The 23758-nt window shown below is 72.1% G+C and carries 19 protein-coding genes; 15 read left to right on the forward strand and 4 right to left on the reverse strand.

Annotation, left to right across the window (positions count from 1 at the left end; all coding sequences use genetic code 11):
* Window positions 1–25 precede the first annotated feature (25 nt).
* The 5 genes from ACFW9Z_RS27455 (at window position 26) to ACFW9Z_RS27475 (ending at window position 8327) form a co-directional block, all read left to right on the forward strand.
* Window positions 26–1549, forward strand: a complete 1524-nt coding sequence (locus ACFW9Z_RS27455) for a 3' terminal RNA ribose 2'-O-methyltransferase Hen1 (RefSeq protein ID WP_384645245.1) — start codon at window positions 26–28, stop codon at window positions 1547–1549.
* Window positions 1546–4125: a polynucleotide kinase-phosphatase gene (locus ACFW9Z_RS27460; RefSeq protein ID WP_384645246.1), complete on the forward strand. Its 2580-nt coding sequence runs from the start codon at window positions 1546–1548 to the stop codon at window positions 4123–4125. Before ACFW9Z_RS27455 ends, ACFW9Z_RS27460 begins: the two co-directional genes overlap by 4 nt.
* A gap of 75 nt (window positions 4126–4200) precedes the next feature.
* Window positions 4201–5433 carry an arginine deiminase gene (locus tag ACFW9Z_RS27465; protein ID WP_384645247.1) on the forward strand — a complete coding sequence of 411 codons (1233 nt, stop codon included), beginning with the start codon at window positions 4201–4203 and terminating at the stop codon, window positions 5431–5433.
* A gap of 216 nt (window positions 5434–5649) precedes the next feature.
* Entirely contained in the window at window positions 5650–6654 is a 1005-nt protein-coding gene (gene argF / locus ACFW9Z_RS27470; RefSeq protein WP_384645248.1) for an ornithine carbamoyltransferase, read from the forward strand.
* Between the two features lie 185 nt (window positions 6655–6839).
* Window positions 6840–8327 (forward strand): amino acid permease, encoded by a 1488-nt coding sequence (locus ACFW9Z_RS27475; RefSeq protein WP_384645249.1) that lies wholly within the window; start codon window positions 6840–6842, stop codon window positions 8325–8327.
* On the opposite strand, the gene ACFW9Z_RS27480 is transcribed toward ACFW9Z_RS27475, so the two are convergent.
* The gene (locus ACFW9Z_RS27480) at window positions 8278–8727 is read right to left on the reverse strand and encodes an ATP-binding protein (protein ID WP_384645250.1); all 450 of its coding nucleotides are present in this window, start codon (window positions 8725–8727) and stop codon (window positions 8278–8280) included. The two genes, ACFW9Z_RS27475 and ACFW9Z_RS27480, sit on opposite strands and share 50 nt — an antisense overlap.
* A 310-nt stretch (window positions 8728–9037) precedes the next feature.
* On the opposite strand from ACFW9Z_RS27480, the gene ACFW9Z_RS27485 reads away from it, so the two are divergent.
* Both ACFW9Z_RS27485 and ACFW9Z_RS27490 read left to right on the forward strand, forming a co-directional pair.
* Window positions 9038–9865 (forward strand): enoyl-CoA hydratase family protein, encoded by an 828-nt coding sequence (locus tag ACFW9Z_RS27485; protein WP_384645251.1) that lies wholly within the window; start codon window positions 9038–9040, stop codon window positions 9863–9865.
* Window positions 9866–9870: 5 nt separating this feature from the next.
* Window positions 9871–12171 carry a bifunctional salicylyl-CoA 5-hydroxylase/oxidoreductase gene (locus ACFW9Z_RS27490; protein ID WP_384645252.1) on the forward strand — a complete coding sequence of 767 codons (2301 nt, stop codon included), beginning with the start codon at window positions 9871–9873 and terminating at the stop codon, window positions 12169–12171.
* Here ACFW9Z_RS27490 and ACFW9Z_RS27495 read toward each other — a convergent pair.
* From ACFW9Z_RS27495 to ACFW9Z_RS27505, 3 genes are all read right to left on the reverse strand, one after another.
* Window positions 12158–12631 (reverse strand): hypothetical protein, encoded by a 474-nt coding sequence (locus ACFW9Z_RS27495; protein WP_384645253.1) that lies wholly within the window; start codon window positions 12629–12631, stop codon window positions 12158–12160. The two genes, ACFW9Z_RS27490 and ACFW9Z_RS27495, sit on opposite strands and share 14 nt — an antisense overlap.
* 62 nt (window positions 12632–12693) lie before the next feature.
* Complete coding sequence (locus ACFW9Z_RS27500) at window positions 12694–13515, reverse strand: PaaX family transcriptional regulator C-terminal domain-containing protein (protein ID WP_384645254.1); 822 nt, start codon at window positions 13513–13515, stop codon at window positions 12694–12696.
* Window positions 13516–13524: 9 nt separating this feature from the next.
* Complete coding sequence (locus ACFW9Z_RS27505; RefSeq protein WP_384645255.1) at window positions 13525–15219, reverse strand: AMP-binding protein; 1695 nt, start codon at window positions 15217–15219, stop codon at window positions 13525–13527.
* Between the two features lie 146 nt (window positions 15220–15365).
* Between ACFW9Z_RS27505 and ACFW9Z_RS27510 the strand changes: the two genes are divergently transcribed.
* The 8 genes from ACFW9Z_RS27510 to mnhG all read left to right on the forward strand — a co-directional run bounded on the left by ACFW9Z_RS27510 (window position 15366) and on the right by mnhG (window position 23738).
* Window positions 15366–16604 carry an acyl-CoA dehydrogenase family protein gene (locus ACFW9Z_RS27510; RefSeq protein WP_384645256.1) on the forward strand — a complete coding sequence of 413 codons (1239 nt, stop codon included), beginning with the start codon at window positions 15366–15368 and terminating at the stop codon, window positions 16602–16604.
* Window positions 16601–17002 (forward strand): RidA family protein, encoded by a 402-nt coding sequence (locus tag ACFW9Z_RS27515; RefSeq protein WP_384645257.1) that lies wholly within the window; start codon window positions 16601–16603, stop codon window positions 17000–17002. Before ACFW9Z_RS27510 ends, ACFW9Z_RS27515 begins: the two co-directional genes overlap by 4 nt.
* A gap of 216 nt (window positions 17003–17218) precedes the next feature.
* Window positions 17219–20122, forward strand: coding sequence for a Na+/H+ antiporter subunit A (locus ACFW9Z_RS27520; RefSeq protein WP_384645258.1), 2904 nt, complete (start codon window positions 17219–17221; stop codon window positions 20120–20122).
* On the forward strand, window positions 20119–20739 hold the full coding sequence (locus ACFW9Z_RS27525; RefSeq protein ID WP_384645259.1) for a Na(+)/H(+) antiporter subunit C: 621 nt from the start codon (window positions 20119–20121) through the stop codon (window positions 20737–20739). Before ACFW9Z_RS27520 ends, ACFW9Z_RS27525 begins: the two co-directional genes overlap by 4 nt.
* Window positions 20736–22382 (forward strand): Na+/H+ antiporter subunit D, encoded by a 1647-nt coding sequence (locus ACFW9Z_RS27530; RefSeq protein ID WP_384645260.1) that lies wholly within the window; start codon window positions 20736–20738, stop codon window positions 22380–22382. Before ACFW9Z_RS27525 ends, ACFW9Z_RS27530 begins: the two co-directional genes overlap by 4 nt.
* Window positions 22379–23005 (forward strand): Na+/H+ antiporter subunit E, encoded by a 627-nt coding sequence (locus tag ACFW9Z_RS27535; RefSeq protein ID WP_384645261.1) that lies wholly within the window; start codon window positions 22379–22381, stop codon window positions 23003–23005. Before ACFW9Z_RS27530 ends, ACFW9Z_RS27535 begins: the two co-directional genes overlap by 4 nt.
* Window positions 23002–23358 (forward strand): monovalent cation/H+ antiporter complex subunit F, encoded by a 357-nt coding sequence (locus ACFW9Z_RS27540; RefSeq protein WP_384645262.1) that lies wholly within the window; start codon window positions 23002–23004, stop codon window positions 23356–23358. Before ACFW9Z_RS27535 ends, ACFW9Z_RS27540 begins: the two co-directional genes overlap by 4 nt.
* Complete coding sequence (gene mnhG, locus ACFW9Z_RS27545) at window positions 23355–23738, forward strand: monovalent cation/H(+) antiporter subunit G (RefSeq protein WP_384645263.1); 384 nt, start codon at window positions 23355–23357, stop codon at window positions 23736–23738. Before ACFW9Z_RS27540 ends, mnhG begins: the two co-directional genes overlap by 4 nt.
* Window positions 23739–23758 lie beyond the last annotated feature (20 nt).

The raw sequence follows: 23758 nt of genomic DNA on the forward strand, positions 1-23758 counted from the left end.
CGGGGTGAGGACCATACTCGGACAGGTGTTCCTGACAATCAGTACGACCGGCACCCCTGAACGTCCCGCCACGGACCTCGGCTTCCTGCTGCACAAGCACCCCGGCCGTGCCCAGGCGTTCTCCACCTCGCACGGCACCGCGCACGTCTTCTACCCCGAGGCGTCCGCCGAGCGCTGCACGGCCGCACTCCTGCTGGAGGTGGATCCGGTGGCGCTGGTGCGGCGCGGCAAGGGCAAGGGCCGGGGCGGTGCGCCCGACGCGGCGCTCGCGCAGTACGTCAACGACCGCCCCTACGCGGCCTCCTCGCTGCTCTCGGTCGCCCTCGCCGCCGTGTTCAAGTCCGCGCTGGGCGGGGTCTGCCGGGCCCTGCCCGAGCGGGCCGGGGCTCCGCTGCCGCTGCGGATCGAGGTGCCCGCCCTGCCCGCCCGGGGCGGTGCGGAGCTGGTGCGCAAGCTGTTCGCGCCGCTCGGCTGGGAGCGCGTCGAGGTGGCGGCGGTGGCGCTGGACGAGCGGTTCCCCGAGTGGGGCGACTCGCGCTACGTACGCCTGGTGCTGGAGGGGGAGCTGCGGCTCGCCGACGCCCTGCGCCAGCTCTACGTCCTGCTGCCGGTGCTCGACGACGCCAAGCACTACTGGGTCGCGCCCGACGAGGTGGACAAGCTGCTGCGGGCCGGTGAGGGCTGGCTGGCCGACCACCCCGAGCGCTCCCTCATCACCCGGCGCTACCTCTCCCACCGCTGGGGGCTGACCCGCCAGGCCGACCAGGCCCTGGAGCTGGTCCGGCTCGCCGAGTCGGACGACCTCGACGTGGACAGCGTCGACAACGCGGTGGACGAGAGAACCGACACCGAGGAGAAGCCGGTCCCGCTCGCCGAGCACCGGCGCACCGCGATCCTCGAAGCGCTGCGTACGGCCGGAGCGCACCGGGTGCTCGACCTGGGCTGCGGCCAGGGCCAGTTGGTGCAGGCGCTCCTCAAGGACGTGCGGTTCACCGAGATCGTCGGCGTCGACGTGTCGATGCGCGCCCTCACCATCGCCTCGCGCCGGCTGAAGCTGGACCGGATGGGGGAGCGGCAGTCGGACCGGGTCACCCTCCGGCAGGGCTCCCTCACCTATACGGACAAGCGGCTCAAGGGGTACGACGCCGCCGTGCTCAGTGAGGTGATCGAGCACGTGGACCTGGACCGGCTGCCCGCGCTGGAGTACGCGGTCTTCGGCTCGGCCCGCCCGCACACCGTGCTCGTGACCACGCCGAACGTGGAGTACAACGTCCGCTGGGAGACGCTCCCGGCCGGGCACGCGCGCCACGGGGACCACCGCTTCGAGTGGACCAGGGCCGAGTTCCGCCAGTGGGCGGGGAAGGTCGCCGACCGCCACAGGTACACCGTCGCGCACCTGCCCGTAGGCCCGGACGACCCCGAGGTCGGCCCGCCCACGCAACTGGCCGTCTTCACCCTGACCGAGACGGAAACCGACAAGAAGGCCGACAAGAAGGCCGACAAGAAGACCGACGAAAAGACCGAGAAGAAGGAGGCGGAAGCCGCATGACGAACAACGACCGTACGACCACCGACAGTGCCACCCTCACCGCCTCCCGCACCCTGCCCGTGACCGACCTCTCCCTCGTCGTTCTCATCGGCGCCAGCGGATCGGGCAAGTCCACCTTCGCCCGCAAGCACTTCAAGCCCACCGAGATCGTCTCCTCGGACTTCTGCCGGGGCCTCGTCGCCGACGACGAGAACGACCAGAGCGCCAGCGGCGACGCCTTCGACGTGCTCCACTACATCGCGGGCAAGCGTCTGGCCGCCGGACGGCTCACCGTCGTCGACGCCACCAGCGTCCAGCCCGAGAGCCGCAAGCAGCTCGTCCGGCTGGCCCGGGAACACGACGTGCTGCCCATCGCCATCGTGCTGGACCTCCCCGAGGAGGTCTGCGCCAAGCGCAACGCGGCCCGCCCCGACCGCGCGTCCATGCCCCGCCACGTCATCCAGCGCCACCGCCGCGAGCTCCGCCGTTCCCTGCGCGGCCTGGAGCGCGAGGGCTTCCGCAAGGTGCACATCCTGCGCACCGAGGAGGAGGCCGAGAGCGCACGTGTCGTCCTGGAGCGCCGCTACAACGACCTGCGCCACCTCACCGGCCCGTTCGACATCATCGGCGACATCCACGGCTGCCGCTCCGAGCTGGACACCCTCCTCGGCAAGCTGGGTTACGTGGACGGCGCCCACCCCGAAGGGCGTACGGCCGTCTTCGTCGGTGACCTCGTCGACCGGGGCCCCGACAGCCCCGGTGTGCTGCGCCGCGTCATGTCCATGGTCGCGTCGGGCCACGCCCTGTGCGTCCCCGGCAACCACGAGAACAAGCTCGGCCGTTATCTCGCGGGCCGCAAGGTCCAGCAGACCCACGGCCTCGCCGAGACCATCGAGCAGCTGGAGCGCGAGGACGCCGAGCACCCCGAGTTCCGGCAGCAGGTGCGGGAGTTCATCGACTCACTGGTCAGCCACTACGTGCTGGACGGCGGCGATCTGGTGGTCTGTCACGCCGGACTGCCCGAGAAGTACCACGGCCGCAACTCCGGCCGGGTCCGCTCGCACGCGCTGTACGGGGAGACCACCGGCGAGACCGACGAGTTCGGCCTGCCCGTGCGCTACCCGTGGGCCGAGGAGTACCGGGGCCGCGCCGCCGTGGTCTACGGCCACACCCCCGTGCCCACCACCTCCTGGATCAACAACACCATCTGCCTGGACACGGGCGTCGTCTTCGGCGGGAGGATGACCGCGCTGCGCTGGCCGGAGCGCGAACTCGTCGACGTACCGGCCGAGAAGGCCTGGTACGAGCCCGTCAGACCGCTGACCACCGAGGCGCCCGGGGGCCGGGAGGGCAGGCCGCTGGACCTCGCCGACGTCCAGGGCCGCCGGGCCGTGGAGACCCGGCACATGGGCCGTGTCGCCGTGCGCGAGGAGAACGCGGCGGCGGCGCTCGAAGTGATGAGCCGGTTCGCCGTCGACCCCCAGCTCCTCGCCTACCTCCCGCCCACCATGGCCCCCACCGCCACCTCCCGCGAGGAGGGCTTCCTGGAGCACCCGGCCGAGGCGTTCGCGCAGTACCGGGCGGACGGCGTCGAGCGGGTCGTGTGCGAGGAGAAGCACATGGGCTCCCGGGCCGTCGCCCTGGTCTGCAAGGATGCCGGGGCAGCCACCGCCCGCTTCGGCACGGACGGCCCGACCGGCGCCCTCTACACCCGTACGGGCCGCCCCTTCCTCGACGACCGGGCGATGACCGAAGGGGTCCTGGACCGGCTCCGCTCGGCCGTCACCGCCGCCGGGCTCTGGGAGGAGTGGGACACCGACTGGGTGCTGCTCGACGCCGAGCTGATGCCCTGGTCGCTCAAGGCCGGCGGACTGCTGCGCTCGCAGTACGCCGCCGTCGGCGCGGCCTCCGGTGCGGTCTTCCCGTCCGCGATCGCCGCCCTGGAGACGGCCGCCGCCCGGGGCGTCGAGGTCGGAGAGATCGCCGGACGGCAGCGCGGCCGGGCCGAGGACGCGGCGGCGTTCACCGAGGCCTACCGGCGCTACTGCTGGACCACCGAAGGGCTGGACGGGGTGCGGCTCGCCCCGTTCCAGATCCTCGCCGTCCAGGGCCGCTCGCTGGCCGCCGTCCCCCACGATGAGCAGCTGGCCTGGCTGGACCGGCTCGTCGAGCACGACCCGACCGGGCTGCTCCAGGTCACCCGCAGGCTCGTCGTGGACCCGGCCGACGAGGCGTCCGTCCGCGCGGGCACCGACTGGTGGCTGGAGATGACCGGGCGCGGCGGCGAGGGCATGGTGGTCAAGCCGCTCGGCGCCCTGGTCCGGGACGCCAAGGGCCGACTGGTGCAGCCCGGGATCAAGGTGCGCGGCCGGGAGTATCTGCGCATCATCTACGGCCCCGAGTACACCCGCCCGGAGAATCTGGAGCGGCTGCGCTCCCGCTCCCTCGGCCACAAGCGCTCGCTCGCGCTGCGGGAGTACGCGCTCGGTCTGGAGGCGCTGGACCGGCTGGCGGCGGGCGAGCCGCTGTGGCGGGTCCACGAGGCGGTCTTCGCCGTCCTGGCCCTGGAGTCGGAGCCGGTGGACCCCCGGCTCTGAACCCCGGGGCGACGCCCGGGGAACCCATGGGCGATTCGCGGGGTGAACGGTGCTCCGCCCGGTGAGGATGAAGACATGGGATTCCACGTCGACTCCGAAGCCGGGCGGCTGCGCCGCGTGATACTGCACCGCCCCGATCTGGAACTGAAGCGGCTCACCCCCCGCAACAAGGACGCGCTCCTCTTCGACGACGTGCTCTGGGTGCGCCGGGCCCGGCAGGAGCACGACGGGTTCGCCGACGTCCTGCGCGACCGGGGCGTGGAGGTGCACCTCTTCGGCGACCTCCTCCAGGAGTCCCTGGACATCCCCGTCGCGCGGCGGCTCGTGCTCGACCGGGTCTTCGACGAGAAGGAGTACGGGCCGCTCGCCACCGAGCATCTGCGCGCCGCCTTCGAGGAGCTGCCCTCGGCCGAGCTCGCGGAGGCGCTGGTCGGCGGGATGACCAAGCGGGAGTTCCTGGAGCGGCACAGCGAGCCCACCTCGGTCCGCTTCCATGTGATGGACCTGGACGACTTCCTGCTCGGCCCGCTGCCCAACCACCTCTTCACCCGGGACACCTCCGCCTGGATCTACGACGGGGTCTCCATCAACGCGATGCGCTGGCCCGCCCGGCAGCGCGAGACCGTCCACTTCGAGGCGATCTACCGTCACCACCCGCTCTTCACCGGCCCGGAGGCGGGCGTCTTCCACCACTGGTCGGAGGGGCAGGACGACTACCCGTCCACCATCGAGGGCGGGGACGTCCTGGTCATCGGGCAGGGGGCGGTCCTGATCGGGATGAGTGAGCGCACCACCCCGCAGGCGGTGGAGATGCTGGCCCGGGGGCTCTTCGACGCCGGTTCGGCGCGCACGATCGTGGCGCTCGACATGCCCAAGACCCGTGCGTTCATGCACCTGGACACGGTGATGACGATGATCGACGGCGATACGTTCACCCAGTACGCCGGGCTCGGCATGCTCCGCTCGTACACGATCGAGCCGGGCAGCGGCCCCCGTGAGCTGAAGGTCACCGACCACCCGCCCGAGCACATGCACCGGGCCATCGCCGCCGCCCTCGGCCTGGACGCGATCCGGGTGCTCACCGCCACCCAGGACGTGCACGCGGCCGAGCGCGAGCAGTGGGACGACGGCTGCAACGTGCTGGCGGTGGAGCCGGGCGTCGTCGTCGCGTACGAGCGGAACGCGACCACCAACACCTATCTGCGCAAGCAGGGCATCGAGGTCATCGAGATCCGGGGCAGCGAGCTGGGCCGGGGCCGGGGCGGACCGCGCTGCATGAGCTGTCCGGTGGTGCGGGACCCGGTGTAGGGTCGGCGGTTTCGCACGAAGGGACCGGTGCTTCCGCGTGCCGGGACCAGCGGTTTCGCATGAAGGGACCGGCGGTTTCGCGCGAAGGTACCGGCGGTTTCCGGACCGGCGGTTTCTGGACCAGGGGGCTGTATAGGAATGCAGATACTCGTATAGACTTCCAGGGCTGCCTGCCGGCCCCGGCAAGATCACCCGTCCCACCCTGGAGCAGTCACCATGGCCATCGACCTCACCGGCCGCCCCTTCCTCAAGGAGCTGGACTTCACCGCCGAGGAGTTCCTCGGCCTGGTCGCGCTGGCCGGTGAGCTGAAGGCGGCCAAGAAGGCCGGGGCCGAGGTCCGGCGGCTGCGCGGCAAGAACATCGCGCTGATCTTCGAGAAGACCTCGACCCGGACGCGCTGCGCGTTCGAGGTCGCCGCCGCCGACCAGGGCGCCTCCACCACCTATCTGGACCCCTCGGGCTCCCAGATGGGCCACAAGGAGTCGGTGAAGGACACCGCCCGGGTGCTCGGCCGGATGTTCGACGGGATCGAGTACCGGGGCGACAGCCAGCAGGTGGTCGAGGAGCTGGCCACGTACGGCGGTGTCCCCGTCTTCAACGGGCTCACCGACGACTGGCACCCCACGCAGATGCTCGCCGACGTGCTGACCATGACCGAGCACAGCGACCGGCCCGTCACGGAGCTGGCCTTCGCCTACCTCGGCGACGCCCGCTTCAACATGGGCAACTCCTACCTGATCACCGGCGCCCTGCTCGGCCTGGACATCCGGATCGTCGCCCCCGAGATGTACTGGCCCGCCCCCTCCGTCGTGGCGCAGGCGGAGAAGCTCGCCGCGGTCAGCGGGGCGAAGGTGACGCTCACCGCGGACATCACCGAGGGCGTCCGGGGCGCCGACTTCGTCGCCACGGACGTGTGGGTCTCGATGGGGGAGCCCAAGGAGGTCTGGGACGAGCGGATCGCCGCGCTCGCCCCGTACGCCGTGACGATGGACGTCCTGCGGGCCACCGGCACCCCGGACGTGAAGTTCCTGCACTGCCTGCCCGCCTTCCACGACCTCGGCACCCAGGTCGGCCGGGACGTCCACGCCGCCCACGGCCTCACCGAGCTGGAGGTCACCGACGAGGTCTTCGAGTCGGCGCACTCGGTGGTCTTCGACCAGGCCGAGAACCGGATGCACACCATCAAGGCCGTGCTGGTGGCGACGCTGGCGGACGCGTAGCCGCCCCCGTGGGGGCAGGGATTCGCATGCTCATACACCCGATTGGGTGAACATGCGCGGTGGTGGCTACCATGTCGCCTCTTGGTGGGGTTCGGGCCCATGGCCCGGACCCCTTGCCTGTGCCGCCGCCCACGCGCGCACGGGACCGTCCCCCCACTGCACCACCAGAGAAGAGAACGTCCCGCATGAGCACCGGTCTGCCGTCCCCCGGCACCCCGAAGCGCCCCGGCCTCGCCCGGCCCGGTCTGCGCCGCAAGAGCCCCGCACAGCTCATCGCCGAGTCCGGCGGCGACCTGGAGGGCCACGGCCTCAAGCGGACGATGGGCCTCTTCCAGCTCGTCTGCTTCGGCGTCGGCGCCATCGTCGGGACGGGCATCTTCGTCGGCCTCTCCGACACCGTCGCCGAGGCCGGACCCGCCGTCGTCATCTCCTTCGTCCTGGCCGCGATCACCTGCATCTTCACCGCCCTCTCCTTCGCGGAGCTGGGCAGCGCGATCCCGGTCTCCGGCAGCTCGTACTCCTTCGCGTACGCGGCCCTCGGCGAGCGCACGGCGTTCCTCGTCGGCTGGTGCCTGATGCTGGAGTACGGCGTCTCGGTCTCCGCCGTCGCGGTGGGGTGGAGCCAGTACGTCAACGAGCTGCTGAACAGCCTGATCGGCTGGGAGCTGCCCGCCGCCGTCTCCGCCGGGCCCGGCGACGGGGGAGTGATCAACCTCCCGGCGATCGTCGTGATCGCGATGGCCGCCACCCTGCTGGTGCGCGGCGTCCGGGAGAGCGCCGGAGCGACGGCCACCATGGCGGTCCTGAAGATCGGCATCCTGGTGGCGTTCTGTGTGATCGCGTTCACCGCGTTCCAGGACGACAACCTCGTGCCCTTCGCGGGCCACGGGCTCGGCGGGATCACGGCGGGTGCCTCGCTGGCGTTCTTCTCGTACATCGGCTTCGACGCCATCACCACGGCGGGCGAAGAGGTCAAGAACCCCCGCCGGAACATCCCGATCGCCATCCTGATCTGCATCGGCGTCGTCACGCTGCTCTACTGCGCGGTGGCGCTCTCGGCCATCGGCGCGCTCGGCGCGGACGCCGTCTCCGACAAGCCCGCCGCCCTCTCGCTGGTGGTCAACCAGGTCACCGAGTCCTCGGTGGGCGGGGGCATCATCGCCTTCGGCGCGGTCGTCGCCATCGCTTCCGTGGTGCTCGCCGTGATGTACGGGCAGACCCGCATCCTGATGTCGATGTCCCGCGACGGGCTGATCCCGCGCGTCTTCGAGCGCGTCTCGCCCAGGACCCACACCCCGGTCGCCAACACCTGGATCGTGGCCTGCGTCTTCGCCGTACCGGCCGCCTTCGCCTCGCTGGACGTCGTCGTCAACCTGACGACCATCGGCACGCTCGCCACCATGGTCGCGGTCAACGCGGCCGTCGTGGTGCTCCGCCGCCGCAACCCCGAGCTGGAGCGCACCTTCCGGGTGCCGCTCTACCCGGTGAGCCCGCTGCTCGGCATCGTGTTCTGTCTGTATCTGATGTACGGGACCGGCTGGACGACCTGGGTCCAGTTCGCGGTCTTCCTCGCCGCCGGTTCACTGCTCTACGCCTGCTACGGGCGGAAGCGCTCCCGGCTGGTCAGCTCTCCGGCGACGGACCCGGCTGGGAAGGTATCGCCGGAAGCGTGAACCAGACGGCCTTGCCGTGCTCCGTCGTGCGGTGACCGCAGGCGGAGCTGAGGGTCCGGATCAGCAGCAGGCCGCGGCCGTGCTCCTGCCACGGGTCGACCTCGAAACCGGGCTGCGGCCGGGACAGGTCACCGGGCGGAGCGGGGTCGTGGTCGTGCACCTCGACCTGGCACCCGGTGGGCAGCAGCTCCACGACCAGCTCGATCGGCTCGCTGCTCACCGTGTGCTCGACCGCGTTGGCCACCAGCTCGGCGGTGAGCAGCTCGGCGGTGTCGCTGTCCGCCGGGGCGTCGATGTCCGACAGGGCCGTACGGACGAGAGCGCGGGCGATCGGCACGGCTGCCGTGGAGTGCGGCAGGGCGATCCGCCAGGAGGCGGGAACAGGGGCGTCGGGCGGCACGGCGGGGTTCCGTTCGGGAGCGGGTCTTCCTTGTAGCGGGATGTCCCGGCGTGCTGGGACATCCCGACTGATCGGGGTTTCTCGACTCATCGGCATCGCGTATCGAGACTTCCTGGGGTCAACCTTACGAACCGCACGGTCCTCGCCATAGAGGCGGTCGACCGGTGCAAACAGGACTTTCGCCACAACAGTCTCACGGTTGACGTATCGCGACCTCGTGACGACAGTCACGCACGAGTGATAACTTCGGTGGTGGAACGCGACCCGCGCACGGTCGGCAACCCGCCCGAATGCTGAGGGGAACCCCTTCATGAGCTCGTTTCCCAGCTCCGCCCAGCGCGTGGAGGAGTGGCGCCATCTCCGGGTCACCCGGGACGACGGTGTGGTGACCGTCACACTGGACCGCCCCGAGAAACTCAACGCCCTCACCTTCGGCGCCTACGCCGATCTGCGCGACCTGCTCGCCGAGCTGACCCGGGAGCGCTCCGCGCGCGCCCTCGTCCTCGCAGGTGAGGGGCGTGGCTTCTGCTCCGGCGGTGACGTCGACGAGATCATCGGCGCCACCCTCGCCATGGACACCGCCACGATCCTGGAGTTCAACCGGATGACCGGCCAGGTCGTACGGGCCCTGCGCGAGTGCCCCTTCCCGGTCGTCGCGGCGATTCACGGGGTGGCCGCCGGTGCCGGTGCCGTGCTGGCCCTCGCCGCCGACTTCCGGGTCGCCGACCCCTCCGCCCGCTTCGCCTTCCTCTTCACCCGGGTCGGCCTCTCCGGTGGCGACATGGGCGCCGCCTACCTCCTGCCCCGGGTCGTCGGCCTCGGCCACGCCACCCGGCTGCTGATGCTGGGCGACGCCGTCCGGGCCCCCGAGGCCGAGCGGATCGGGCTGATCAGCGAGCTGGCCGAGGAGGGGCAGGCCGACGCCCGCGCCGCCGAGCTGGCCCGCCGCCTCGCCGACGGCCCCGCGCTCGCCCTCGCCCAGACCAAGGCGCTGCTCACCGCCGAGCTGGACATGCCGCTCGCCGCCTCCGTCGAGCTGGACGCCAACACCCAGGCGCTGCTGATGCACGGCGAGGACTACGCGGAGTTCCACGCCGCCTTCACCGAGAAGCGGCCGCCGAAGTGGCGGGGGAGGTAGCCGCCATGCCACCCTCGGACGGGACACCTGCCCCCGTACGACGGATCGCGGTCATCGGCGGAGGCCCCGGCGGCCTCTACGCCGCCGCCCTCCTCAAGCGGCTCGGCCCGGACCGCGCGATCACCGTGTACGAGCGCAACGCCCCCGACGACACCTTCGGCTTCGGCGTCGTCCTCTCCGACGAGACCCTGGGCGGCATCGAGCACGCCGACCCCGAGGTCTACCGGGCGCTGAGAGCCGAGTTCGTCCGCTGGGACACCATCGACATCGTCCACCGGGGCCGCACCCACACCTCCGGCGGCCACGGCTTCGCCGCCCTCGGGCGCCGCCGCCTGCTGGAGATCCTGCACGAGCGCTGCACCGCCCTCGGCATCGACCTCCGCTTCCGTACCGAGGCCCCGCCCGCCGCCGAGCTGGCCGCCCACCACGACCTGGTCATCGCCGCCGACGGTGTGCACAGCGCCACCCGCCAGGCGCACGCGGACGTCTTCGGCCCCTCCCTCACCGAGCACCGCAACCGCTACATCTGGCTCGCCGCCGACTTCGCGCTCGACGCCTTCCGCTTCGAGATCGCCGAAACCCCGTACGGCGTCATGCAGTTGCACGGCTACCCATACGCACCCGACGCCTCCACCGTCATCGTCGAGATGCGCGAGGAGGTGTGGCGCGCCGCCGGGCTGGACACCTGCACCCCCGCCGAATCCACCGCCCGCTGCGCCAAGTTCTTCACCGAGGCCCTGGACGGCCGCCCCCTGCGCTCCAACAACTCCAGCTGGATCGCCTTCCGTACGGTCACCAACTCCCGCTGGTCGCACGGGAACACGGTCCTCATCGGGGACGCCGCCCACACCGCGCACTTCTCCATCGGCTCCGGCACCAAGCTCGCCGTCGAGGACGCCCTCGCGCTGGCCGCCACCATCGAGGAACAGCCGGACCTGGCTTCCGCGTTGACGGCGTACGAGGCCGAGCGCCGCCCGGTCGTCGCCTCCACCCAGCGGGCGGCGGCGGCCAGTCTGCGCTGGTTCGAGGAGCTGGCCGCCTATGTCGACCAGCCGCCCCGCCGCTTCGCCTTCAACCTGCTCACCCGCAGCCGCCGCGTCACCCACGACAACCTGCGGCTGCGCGACTCCACCTTCACCGCCGCCGTGGAGGAGGAGTTCGGCTGCCCGCCCGGCACCCCGCCGATGTTCACCCCGCTGCGGCTGCGCGGCCTCGAACTGCGCAACCGTGTCGTCGTCTCGCCCATGGACATGTACTCCGCCACCGACGGGCTCCCCGGCGACTTCCACCTCGTCCACCTGGGCGCCCGCGCCCTCGGCGGCGCCGGGCTCACCATGACCGAGATGGTCTGCGTCAGCCCCGAGGGCCGGATCACCCCCGGCTGTACGGGGCTGTGGACCGGCGAACAGGCCACAGCCTGGCGGCGGATCACCGACTTCGTCCACACCTCCGCCCCCGGCGCGGCCATCGGCGTCCAGCTCGGCCACTCCGGCCGCAAGGGCTCCACCAGGCTGATGTGGGAGGGCATCGACCAGCCCCTGGAGACCGGCAACTGGCCGGTGTCGGCCGCCTCCCCGCTCCCGTACCGGCCGGGCGTCAGCCAGATCCCGCAGGAGCTGGACCTCGATCAACTGGCCGTCATCCGGGATCAGTTCGTCCAGGCCGCCCGCCGCGCCGCCGACTCCGGCTTCGACCTCCTCGAACTCCACTGCGCCCACGGCTACTTGCTCTCCGGCTTCCTCTCCCCGCTCACCAACCACCGCACCGACGCCTACGGCGGCACCCTGGACGACCGGCTCCGCTTCCCCCTCGAAGTCTTCGACGCCGTCCGCGAAGTCTGGCCCGCCGAGCGCCCGATGACCGTCCGGATCTCCGCCACCGACTGGGCCGAGGGCGGCACCGAGGCCGAGGACGCCGTGGAGATCGCCCGCGCCTTCGCCGCCCACGGGGCCGACGCCATCGACGTCTCCACCGGCCAGGTGGTGCCCGACGAGCGCCCCGAGTTCGGCCGCTCCTACCAGACCCCGTACGCGGACCGGATCCGCAACACCGTGGACGTCCCGGTCATCGCGGTCGGCGCCATCTCCTCCTGGGACGACGTCAACTCCCTGCTCCTCGCGGGCCGCGCCGACCTCTGCGCCCTGGCCCGCCCCCATCTGTACGACCCGCACTGGACCCTCCACGCGGCGGCCGAACAGGGCTACACCGGCCCCGGCGCGCCCTGGCCCCTCCCGTACGGCGCGGGCAGCCGCCCCCCGCCCACCGGCCGCACGGACGCCCCGAAACCCCGGCTCAGGCTGGGGTGATGCGCACGGCCCCGGCGGTCAGGCAGGGGTGGCAGAGGCAGGGCACGGGGTGGGCGACGCCCTCCCAGCGTGCGGCGCGGTACGCGGCCGCGAGCCCTTCGAGCCGGGCGGCGTTCTCCACCGCCTTGTCCCGGCCGTCCCAGACCCGGCCCGCGTCGTTCTCCGCCTCACGCCGCAGCACTGCCGGGCTGCGCACCAGCGTGGCCCGGAAAGTGTGCAGATGGCGCGTGGCCATGTCGAGGGTGATGTAGGCGCCCATGTGCCGCCCCGGCCCCACGGTCGTCACCTGCTCGTGGCCGCCGGGCCGGGCGCCGATGATGTACACCTTCGCCCCGCCCCGGTACGCCTTGGTCCCCGGCCGCAACTCCTGTCCGCCGTCCCCGTACCGCCGCCACCGCACCACGTTGGCGGCGATCAGCCAGAGCGGCTCGGGGGGTGGGGGTGCGAGGGGCGAGGTCATGCCTCATCCTCCCCTCCGGAGCTTCTTCGGGGCACCCGGATTTCACCGCACGGACGACGCGCTCACGGCCGTACGAACCGTTCCCCCGCGTCCCGCAACCGGTCGTGCAGCTTGCCGAAGACCTCCGCCGAGCGCCCGCCCGGCCAGCCCTTCGGCAGCAGCTCCTCCGGCAGCCCCGGGTCCGCGTAGGGGAGTTGGCGCCAGGAGTCCAGGGCCAGCAGATAGTCCCGGTAGGCGTCCTGCGGGCGCGGGCCCTCCGCCGTCTCCGGGGACGCCTCCCACTCCCGCAGCACCGGGGCGTGCAGCTCCAGGAAGTCGTGGTGGAGCCGGGCCACCGCGTCCAGGTCCCACCAGCGGGCCACCGAATCGCGGGTCGCCGCGAAGCCCAGGTGCTCGCCCCGGAACAGGTCGACGTACGGGGCCAGCCCCAGGCGCTCCAGGGTGTGGCGGGTCTCCTCGTAGAGCCCGGCCGGGGCGATCCACACCCCGGGGGCCGCCGTGCCGAAGCCGAGGCGGGCCAGCCGGGAGCGGAGCAGATGGCGCTTGTTGCGCTCGGCCTCGGGGACCGAGAAGACCGCGAGGACCCAGCCGTCGGCGAGCCGGTGCGCCGGACGGCCGTAGATGCGCCCGTCGCCGTCGTCGAGCAGCTGACGGGCGTCCGGCGACAGCGCGTACCCCGCCGAGCCGTCCGCCGCCCGCGCGGCGACCAGCAGCCCGCGCCGCTTCAGCCGGGAGACACAGGAGCGTACGGAGGGGGCGTCGACACCCACGGCGTGCAGCAGCCGGATCAGCTCCGCCACCGCGAACGGGGTGCCGTCCGGCGGACGGCCGTAGGCGCCGTAGAGCGTGATGATCAGGGAACGGGGGGTGCGCAGCTCGGCCACGTGATCACTCTAGGCCGAGTCCTCGCGGAGCAGGAACCGCTGGAGTTTGCCGGTCGCGGTGCGTGGCAGGGACTGCTCGAAGACGAAGACGCGCGGGCATTTGTGCGGGGCCAGAGCGGCTTTCATATGGGCGCGCAGCGAGTCCGCCGTCTGCTCCGAGCCCTCCGTCAGCACCACGTGCGCCACCACGATCTCGCCGCGCAGTTCGTCCGACCGGCCCACCACCGCCGCCTCCGCGACCTCCGGATGGCGCAGCAGGGCCTCCTCCACCTCGGGGCCCGCGATGTTGTAGCCGGAGGAGATGATCATGTCGTCGGCGCGGGCCACGTAACGGAAGTAGCCGTCCGGCTCGCGGACGAACGTGTCGCCGGTCATGTTCCAGCCGTGGCGGACGTACTCCGTCTGGCGGGGGTCGGCGAGATAGCGGCAGCCGACCGGTCCGCGTACGGCCAGCAGCCCCGGTTCGCCGTCGGGCAGCTCCTCGCCGTGCTCGTCGACCACCCGGGCCTGCCAGCCCGGCACGGGGACGCCGATGGTGCCGGGGCGGATGTCGTCGTCGGCGGCGGAGATGAAGATGTGCAGCAGCTCGGTGGCCCCGATGCCGTTGATGATGCGCAGCCCGGTCGCCTCGAACCAGGCCTGCCAGGTCGCCGCGGGCAGGTTCTCCCCGGCCGACACACAGCGGCGCAGCGCCGAGAGGTCGTGGCCGTCCAGCTGGCCGAGCATCGTGCGGTAGGCGGTCGGCGCGGTGAACAGCACCGAGACCCGGTGGCGGGCCAGCGCGGGCAGCAGGTGCTGGGGTCCGGCCTGCTCCAGCAGCAGCGCCGAGGCCCCGGCCCGCAGCGGGAAGACCAGCAGTCCGCCGAGGCCGAAGGTGAAGCCGAGCGGCGGGCTGCCCGCGAAGACGTCGTCGGCGGTGGGCCGCAGCACCTGGGCGGAGAAGGTGTCGGCGATGGCCAGCAGGTCCCGGTGGAGGTGCATACAGCCCTTGGGCTGCCCGGTGGTCCCCGAGGTGAAGGCGATCAGCGCGACCTCGTCGGCGGCCGTGTCGACCGCCCGGTACGGGCCGGAGCCGGAGTGGGCGGCCGCGAGCCGGGTCAGGTCGTAGGGGCTCCCGCTGCCGATCAGCGTGATCCGCAGGTCCTCGTCGGCCGCCCGGGCCAGGTCGCCGACCGAGCGCTCGTCGCAGAGCGCGAGGCGCACCTGGGCGAGCGAGCAGATGGTGGCCAGTTCATGCGGGCGGGCCTGGGCCAGTACGGTGACGGCGACCGCGCCCGCCTTCATGACGGCGAGCCAGCACGCGGCCAGCCAGGGCGTGGTGGGCCCGCGCAGCAGCACCCGGTTCCCGGGCACCACGCCCAGGTCCTCGGTGAGCACATGGGCGATGCGGTCCACCGTCTCCAGCAGCTCGCCGTAGCTCCAGACGCTCCCGTCACCGGAGCGCAGGGCGGGGCGGTCCCGCCCGCGCTCCGCCACCGTCCGGTCCAGCAGCTCGTACCCGCAGTTCAGCCGGTCGGGGTACTGGAGCCCCGGCTGGTCCAGCAGCAGCTTCGGCCACTGGTCCGGCGGGGGGAGATGGTCGCGCGTGAAGGTGTCGGTGTGCGCGCCGGGAACGCGTACGGACGGCTCGGGATGCGCGCCGGGGACGCGTACGGACGCGTCGGCGGCGGCTGCGGGCGTGTTCGGCGAGGAATTCGGCTCCATGAAGGATCGCCCCCTTGTCGCTTCTGGAGCGTATCGTTTGGGTGACGGGAGTCAACGGTCCGCGATAAGACGGTGCCGCGACAAGGCCGGGACGCGACAAGAGTCAGACGCGAGAAGACCAGAGAAGCGACAAGAGAGGCGCCGCCATGACGGCATTCTCCCTCGAACCGGAACAGACCGCCTGGTGTGAGGAGCTGCGCACCCTCGCCGAGCGGCGGCTGCGTCCGCTGGCGGAGAAAGGGGAGGACGGGCGCGTCAACCGCCCGCTGCTGGCCGCCCTCGGCGAGCTGGGCCTGCTGGAGCGGATGTTCTCCTCCGGGGCGCTGGACCTGTGCCTGCTGCGGGAGTCGCTGGCCCGGGGCTGCACCGAGGCGGAGACCGCGCTCGCCCTCCAGGGCCTCGGCACCACCCCCGTCCTCCGCTCCGGCACCCCCGCCCACCGGGAACGCTGGCTCCCCGAGGTCCGGGCGGGCCGGGCCGTCGCGGCCTTCGCGCTGAGCGAGCCGGGCGCCGGGTCCGACGCGGCGGCCCTGAGCCTGGCCGCCGAACCCGTCCCGGGCGGCTGGCGGCTCACCGGCGAGAAGTGCTGGATCTCCAACGCCCCCGAGGCCGACTTCGCCACCGTCTTCGCCCGCACCACCCCCGGCGCGGGCTCGCGCGGGGTCACCGCGTTCCTGGTCCCCGCCGACCGGCCCGGACTCACCGGCTCCGCCCTCGACATGCTCTCCCCGCACCCCATCGGCACCCTGGAGTTCGACGGCGTACCGGTCACCGCCGACGATGTCCTCGGCGAGCCCGACCGGGGCTTCCGGGTCGCGATGGAGACCCTCAACCTCTTCCGCCCCAGCGTCGGCGCCTTCGCCGTCGGGATGGCCCGCGCCGCGCTCGACGCCACCGTGGCCCACACCGCCCGCCGCACCGCGTTCGGCGGCCCGCTGAGCGACCTCCAGGCCGTCTCCCACCAGGTCGCCGAGATGGCCACCCGCACCGAGGCCGCCCGCCTCCTGGTGTACGCGGCGGCAGCGGCGTACGACGCGGGGGAGAGCGGCGTGCCGCGCCGCGCCGCCATGGCCAAGCTGTACGCCACCGAGACCGCGCAGTACGTCGTCGACACCGCCGTCCAGCTGCACGGCGCCCGGGCCCTGCGCCGCGGCCATCTGCTCGAACACCTCTACCGGGAGGTCCGCGCGCCCCGGATCTACGAGGGTGCCAGCGAGGTGCAGCGCGCCATCATCGCCAAGGAGCTGTACGCGACCGCCGCCGCCCAGGAGCCTGCCGCCACCGCCCAGGAGCCCGCCGCCACACCCCGTACCCAGGAGCCCGCCGCCACACCCCGTACCCAGGAGGCCCCAGAGCCCCGGGAGTCCCAGGAGCCGCCCGTATGAGCCCGTCCCACCGGATCAATCCGGCCGAACTCTCCCCGCCCACCGGCTTCTCGCACGCCGTCGTCGCCACCGGCGGCCACCTGGTCTTCCTGGCCGGGCAGACCGCCCTCGACCCGGAGGGCAAGGTGGTCGGCGCCACCCTGCCCGAACAGTTCGCCACCGCCCTCAGCAATCTGCTCACCGCCCTGCACGCGGCGGGCGGCGCCCCCGCCGATCTGACCCGCGTCACCGTGTACGCCACCGATGTGGCTGACTACCGGTCCCACGCCGCCGAACTGGGCCGGATCTGGCGTCGGCTGGCGGGGCGCGACTACCCGGCGATGGCGGTCATCGGGGTGGCCAGGCTCTGGGACGAACAGGCGATGGTCGAGATCGACGGGATCGCCGTTCTGCCCTGATTCGCCCGTGTCCGGGGGGCGGGGTCCGGGCGGCGGAACCAGCGTACCCAAAAAGGATGAAAAGCCTCGAACAGCAAAAACTGCTGAAAGGGCCTCATATACCAACAGGTCAGACTAGAGGGCGGCGCGCCGGACGGGTGAACGATCGCGAAAGATATATTTGTATCCAGTGCTCGTCATTCCGGTTGCCCCGCTACCTGACCCGGACTCTCCCCTGTGATCACGCTCATCATCTGCCACTTCGTGCTGGCGGCCTGTGCAGGCCCGCTGGTGCACCGGCTCGGCCGGCGTGCCTTCATCGTGCTCGCGCTGCCCCCGGCCGCCGCCGCCGTCTGGGCGTTCACCCAGTGGGACACCGTCGCCTCGGGTGGCGAGGTCACCTGGGCCTGGCAGTGGATCCCGACCTACGACGTCTCCGTCGACCTGCGCATGGACGCGCTGGCCGCCCTGATGGTCCTGCTGGCCACCGGCGTCGGCGCGCTCGTCCTGCTCTACTGCGCCTCCTACTTCCGGGACGACACCCCGCAACTGGGCCGGTTCGCCGGTAACCTGCTCGCCTTCGCGGGCGCGATGCTCGCCCTGGTCCTCGCGGACGACCTGATCACGCTCTATGTGTTCTGGGAGCTGACCACGGTCTTCTCCTACCTGCTGATCGGCCACGGCAGCGAACACCGGCACAGCCGCCGCTCCGCGCTCCAGGCCCTCACGGTCACCACGCTCGGCGGCCTCGCGATGCTGGTCGGCTTCCTGATCATCGGTCAGGCCGCCGGTACCTATCAGATCTCCGCGATCGTCGCCGACCCGCCCGAGACGACCCTCGCGATCTCCGTCGCCCTCGTCCTGATCCTGTGCGGGGCGCTGTCGAAGTCCGCGATCTGGCCGTTCTCCATGTGGCTGCCGAACGCGATGGCCGCGCCCACCCCGGTCAGCGCCTATCTGCACGCCGCCGCGATGGTCAAGGCCGGGGTCTACCTGGTCGCCCGGCTCGCCCCCGCCTTCGCCGACGTACCCGTGTGGAAGCCGGTCATCTTCGTGCTCGGCGGCGCGACCATGCTGCTCGGCGGCTGGCGGGCGCTGCGCCTGAACGACCTCAAGCTCGTCCTCGCCTACGGGACCGTCAGCCAGCTCGGCTTCCTCGTCCTGCTCGCCGGCACCGGCAACCGGAACGCGGCCCTCGCCGCCGCCGTGATGATCCTCGGGCACGCCCTGTTCAAGGCGCCGCTCTTCCTCGTCACCGGCATCGTCGACCACGCCACCGGCACCCGTGACCTGCGCAAGCTCTCCGGGGTCAGCCGCTCCCTGCCGTACGTAGCCGGGGTCGCCGTCCTCGCCGCCGCCTCCATGGCCGCCCTGCCGCCCCTCCTCGGCTTCGCCGCCAAGGAGGCCGCCTTCGAGGCGCTGCTGCACGGCTCCGCCGCCGACCGGTGGGCGCTGGGCGTCGTCGTCGCGGGCTCGGCGCTGACCACCGCGTACACCCTGCGCTTCGTCTGGGGCGCCTTCGCCCGCAAGCCGGGCGTCGAGGACACCCCCGTACACCGCGTGAGCTGGGCCTTCCTCGCTCCGCCCGCGCTGCTCGCCGTCCTCGGCCTGGTGCTCGGTCCCGGCGTCGGGCTGACCGACCGGCTGCTGAGCGCGTACGCCGACACCTACCCCGCCTCCGGAGAGCCCTACCACCTCTCCCTCTGGCACGGGTTCGGCCTCGCCCTGCTCCTGTCGGCGCTCGCCTGGGCGGCCGGTACCGTCCTCTTCCTCGGGCGGGACACCGTCACCAGGATCTCCCGCCGCGTCGCCTGGCCCACCGCCGACAGCGTCTTCGGCCATCTGCTGCTCGGTCAGGAACGGCTCGCCCTCCAGGTCACCGGCTTCATCCAGCGCGGTTCCCTCTCGGTGTACCTGGCCACCACGCTGCTGGTGATGCTCGGCGGACAGCTCGCCGTGCTCTTCACCGACCAGCCGTGGGAGGGCGCCGTCGCCCCCCGGGTCTGGGACACCCCGCTCCAGGGCGGAGTGGCCGCGCTCACCTGCATCGCCGCACTGCTCTGCCTGACCGTGCGACGCCGGATGAAGGCCGTCGTCCTGAGCGGCCTGATCGGTTACGGGACGGCCCTGCTCTTCGTCGTCCAGGGGGCGCCCGACCTGGCCCTCACCCAGTTCTGCGTCGAGACCGTGGCGATGATCGTCTTCGTCCTGGTGCTGCGCCGGATGCCGGTCCACTTCGAGGAGACCGTCTCCCCGTGGCGGCGCGCGATCCGTATCCCGGTCGCCCTCGTCGCCGCCGCCACCGTCGGCGTCGCCGTCTGGGTGGCCGCCGCCGCGCGCACCGCGGAACCCGCGGGCGCCGCCATGGTCAGGGAGGTCGAGGAGCACGGGTACAAGGACGTGGTCGCCACGATCCTCGTCGACCTGCGCGCCTGGGACACCCTGGGCGAGTCCGCCGTACTGGCCGCCGCGGCCATCGGCGTGACCAGCCTCATCTATCTGCACCGCCGCAGCGACGGCCCGATGCCGCAGGACGAGCTGAAGGGCCGAACCGCCTGGTCGCTCGCCGCCCAGCACACGGTCCGCCTGCCGCAGGGCGACGAGGTCGCCCCCGAGCGCAGCTGGCTCGCCGCCGGTTCGACCCTCGCGCCCGAGCACCGCTCGATCGTCTTCGAAGTGGTCGCCCGGCTGCTCTTCCACCCGATCCTGATCCTCTCGGTCTATCTGCTCTTCTGCGCCGAGAACATGCCCGGCGGCGGCTTCGTCGCCGGACTCGTCGCCGGAGTCGCGCTCATCACCCGCTACCTGGCGGGCGGCCGCTTCGAACTGGCCCAGGCCGCGCCCCTGCAACCCGGTCTCTTCACCGGACTCGGCCTCTTCATCTCCTCCGGGGTGGGGCTCCTCGGCCTGATCGACGGAACTGTGCTGCACGCCTTCACTTACCACGGACACCTGCCGGTCTTCGGCGAGTTCCACATGAGTACGCCCGTCCTCTTCGACTTCGGCGTGTACCTGCTGGTCCTCGGCGTCGTCCTGGACATCGTCCGGGCCCTCGGCGCCAAGATCGACCGGCAGATCGAACGGGCCGCGGGCGCCCTCACCCCATCGGGCGGCCCCGCGGCGGGAGGGGACCTCCGATGACCGTCAGCGCCTCACTCCTCGCCACCGCCGTGGTGCTCTGCGCCGTGGGCGGCATCCTGATGCTCACCCGGCCGCTGACCCGCATCCTGCTGGGCGCCGTCATCCTGAGCAACGGGGTCAACCTGCTGATCCTCGCCTCGACCGGCGCGGCCGGTGCCGCCCCCCTCCTCTACGGGGTCGACCTGGACCGGGTCACCGACCCGCTGCCGCAGGCCATCGCGCTGACCGCCATCGTGATCACCCTCGGCACCACCGCGTTCCTGCTCTCCATGGCCTACCGCAGCCACCAGATCACCGGCACCGACGAGGTGCACGACGACCTGGAGGACCGGCGCATCGTGCTCCGCGCCGAAGTGCTGGGCGAGCGCGCCCAGTTGCGCGAGGCGTTCCGCTCGGGCGCCGAACCCACCGCGGGCGAGCGCGAACGCTACCGGGAGGAGCGCCGCAGGCTCCGCGACCGGCTGCGCGCCGACCGCGCCCGCCAGGCCCGCGGCCGCGACGCCTCGGGCGACCTCTGGAACGACGTCATCGGCGCCGACCCCGAGGACTACGAACGAGACGGCGACGCCAAGGCCGACGACCGCTATCCCCGCGACGAACGAGGAGCCACCGGATGAACGCGCTCGTCCCGCTTCCGGTGCTGCTGCCGCTCTGCGCCACGGGCATCAGCCTCACCTTCGGCACCCGGATGCAACGGTTCCAGCGCTTCATCAGCGTCGCCGTGCTCACCGCCGTACTGGGCCTGTCCATCACCCTGATGATCGCCGCCGACCGGCAGGGCCCGCTCTCCGTCCACCTCGGCGACTTCGCCCCGCCGCTCGGCATCACCCTGGTCGCCGACCGGCTCTCCGGGCTGATGCTCACGGTCTCCTCGGCGGTCACGCTCTGCGTGCTGATCTACTCCCTCGGCCAGGGCATGACCGACCGGGACCGGGAGACCCCGCTCGCCGTCTTCCACCCGGCCTATCTGATCCTGGTCGCCGGGGTCTCCTGCACCTTCCTCGCGGGCGACCTCGTCAACCTCTTCGTCAGCTTCGAGATCATGCTCGTGGCCAGCTTCGTCCTGCTCACCCTCGGCGGCACCGGACCCCGTATGCGGGCCGGTTCCACGTACGTGATCATCTCGCTGGTCTCCTCGATGCTCTTCCTCATCGCCATCGCGATGACGTACGCGGCCCTCGGCACCGTCAACTTCGCCCAGCTCGCCGAGGGGCTGCCCAAACTGTCCATCGGTGTGCAGACCCTGATCCAGGCGATGCTGATCACCGTCTTCGCCATCAAGGCGGCGGTCTTCCCGCTCGCCGCCTGGCTCCCCGACTCCTACCCGACGGCGCCCGCGCCCGTGACCGCGGTCTTCGCCGGACTGCTCACCAAGGTCGGCGTCTACTGCATGATGCGGACCGAGACGCTGCTCTTCCCGGGCAACCGGATCGGCGACCTCCTGATGGCCGTCGCGCTGGCCTCGATGGTCATCGGCATCCTCGGCGCGGTCGCCCAGACCGACCTGAAACGGCTGCTCTCCTTCACCCTGATCAGCCACATCGGCTTCATGGTCTTCGGGATCGGCCTCGCCACCCGGGACGCGTACGGCGGCGCCATCGTCTACGTCGTCCACCACATCACCGTCCAGACCACGCTGTTCCTCGTCGCTGGACTCATCGAGCGCCGGGGCGGCACCACGGAGCTCACCCGGCTCGGCGGGCTGGCCAAGGCCGCGCCGGTGCTCGCGCTCCTCTTCTTCGTCCCCGCCATGAACCTCGCGGGCATCCCACCGCTCTCCGGGTTCATCGGCAAGCTGGGGCTGATGCGCGCGGGTGTCGCCGACGGCAGTACCTGGGCCTGGATCCTGGTCGCCGGATCGGTGGTCACCAGCCTGCTGACGCTGTACGTCACCGCCAAGGTGTGGAACCTCGCGTTCTGGCGGGCGGCCCCGCCCGGACAGGCCGAGGCGGGCACGGTCCTGGAGTCCGGGGACGACAGCGACGACGACATCGACGAGGGCCCCGACGGCCTCCCCGGCACCGGTGACGAGCGCGTCGTCCCGGCCGCGGCCGGCAGCCCGGTCGCCGCGAAGCTGCGGGAGAAGGCCGTCACCACCACCAGCCGGCTGCCCTGGCCGATGACGGCGGCCACCGCGGCGACCGTCGTGCTCGCCCTGGCCTTCACCGTCTTCGCCGGACCGCTCGCCGCCTTCACCGACCGCTCGGCCGTCGAACTGCTGGAGCGCACGCCCTACATCGAGGAGGTGCTGGGCCGGTGAGCCGTTTCCTGCGGTTCTCGTACCGCAACGCCGACCTGCCGCCGTTCAGCTGCAAGATCGGCCGCCGCGGACGCGTACTGGACCTGCCGCTGATCGCCTGGCTCACCCTCATCTGGGTGCTGCTCTGGTCCACCTTCAACCTGGCCAACATCATCACGGGCGTGATCGTCGCGTCGGCCGTCTGCCTGGCCTTCCCGCTGCCCCCGGTCGACCTCGGACTCCGGCTCCACCCCTGGGGCATCATCCGGCTGGCCGGATACCTGCTCTACGACATGTACACCTCGGGCGTGAAAGTCACCCGGCAGATCTTCACCGGGCTGCCGCATCAGGCCGCCGTCATGGGCGTACCGCTGCGCTGCCGCAGCGACCTGATGCTCGCCGCCGTCGCCGTGGCCGTCTCCAACCTGCCGGGCGGCTCCGTCATCGAGGTGCGCCGGGCCACCGCCACCGTCTTCGTGCACGTCCTGGACGCGGACCGGCCCGAGGAGCTCGACGCCGCCCGGCAGCAGGTCTGGCGGCTGGAGGAACTGACCGTACGCGCCTTCGGCACCCCTGACGAGATCGCCCGCGTCGCCGAACCGCCCCCACCGCCGCAGCTCGCCGCCGGGAGGCCCGCACCGTGAGCGTCTTCGAACAGATCGACCGTGTTCTGCTGACCGCCGCCGTCGTGCTGGTCCTGGTCGCGGGACTGCTGCTGCTGGGCCGGATCTGGCGCGGCCCCTCCATGCTGGACCGGGCCATCTCGCTGGACGTGATCGCCGCACTGATCATCGCCGGTCTCGGCGCCAAGTCCGCCATCGCGCGGGACTCGTTCTACTTCCCGATCATGCTGGTGCTCGCCTTCCTCGGCTTCACCGGCTCGGTGGGCATCGCCCGCTTCATCGCCGTACGCGACCGGCCCACCGCCGTCACGGCCCCGACCCCGCCCCCGGCTCCGGCCGCCGGTTCCGGTGAGACCAAGGAGGGCCCGCGGTGAACACCTGGCTCCAGATCCTCGACACGGCCGGAGCCGTGCTCGTCCTCCTCGGCGCGGCGATCTGCCTGCTCGGGGTGATCGGCATGCTGCGGCTGCCCGATGTGCTCTCCCGCAGCCACGCGGCGACCAAGCCGCAGACCCTCGGCATGATCCTGGTGCTGGCCGGGGTGGCCCTGCGGCTGCGTACCGGCATGGACCTCGCCACCCTCGTGCTCATCGGCTTCTTCCAGATGCTCACCGGCCCCGTCGCCTCGCACCTGGTCGCGCGCTCCGCGTACCGCACCGGGCAGGTCGACCACGACGGGCTGCTCTTCGACGAGCTGGACGAGCAGCTTACGGACGAGAGCCCGACCACCCGCTCCGCACGCGAGAAGTCCTGAGGGGCGCTCCCGTACGCGAC

Source organism: Streptomyces sp. NPDC059452, assembly GCF_042750035.1.
Lineage (GTDB): Bacteria > Actinomycetota > Actinomycetes > Streptomycetales > Streptomycetaceae > Streptomyces.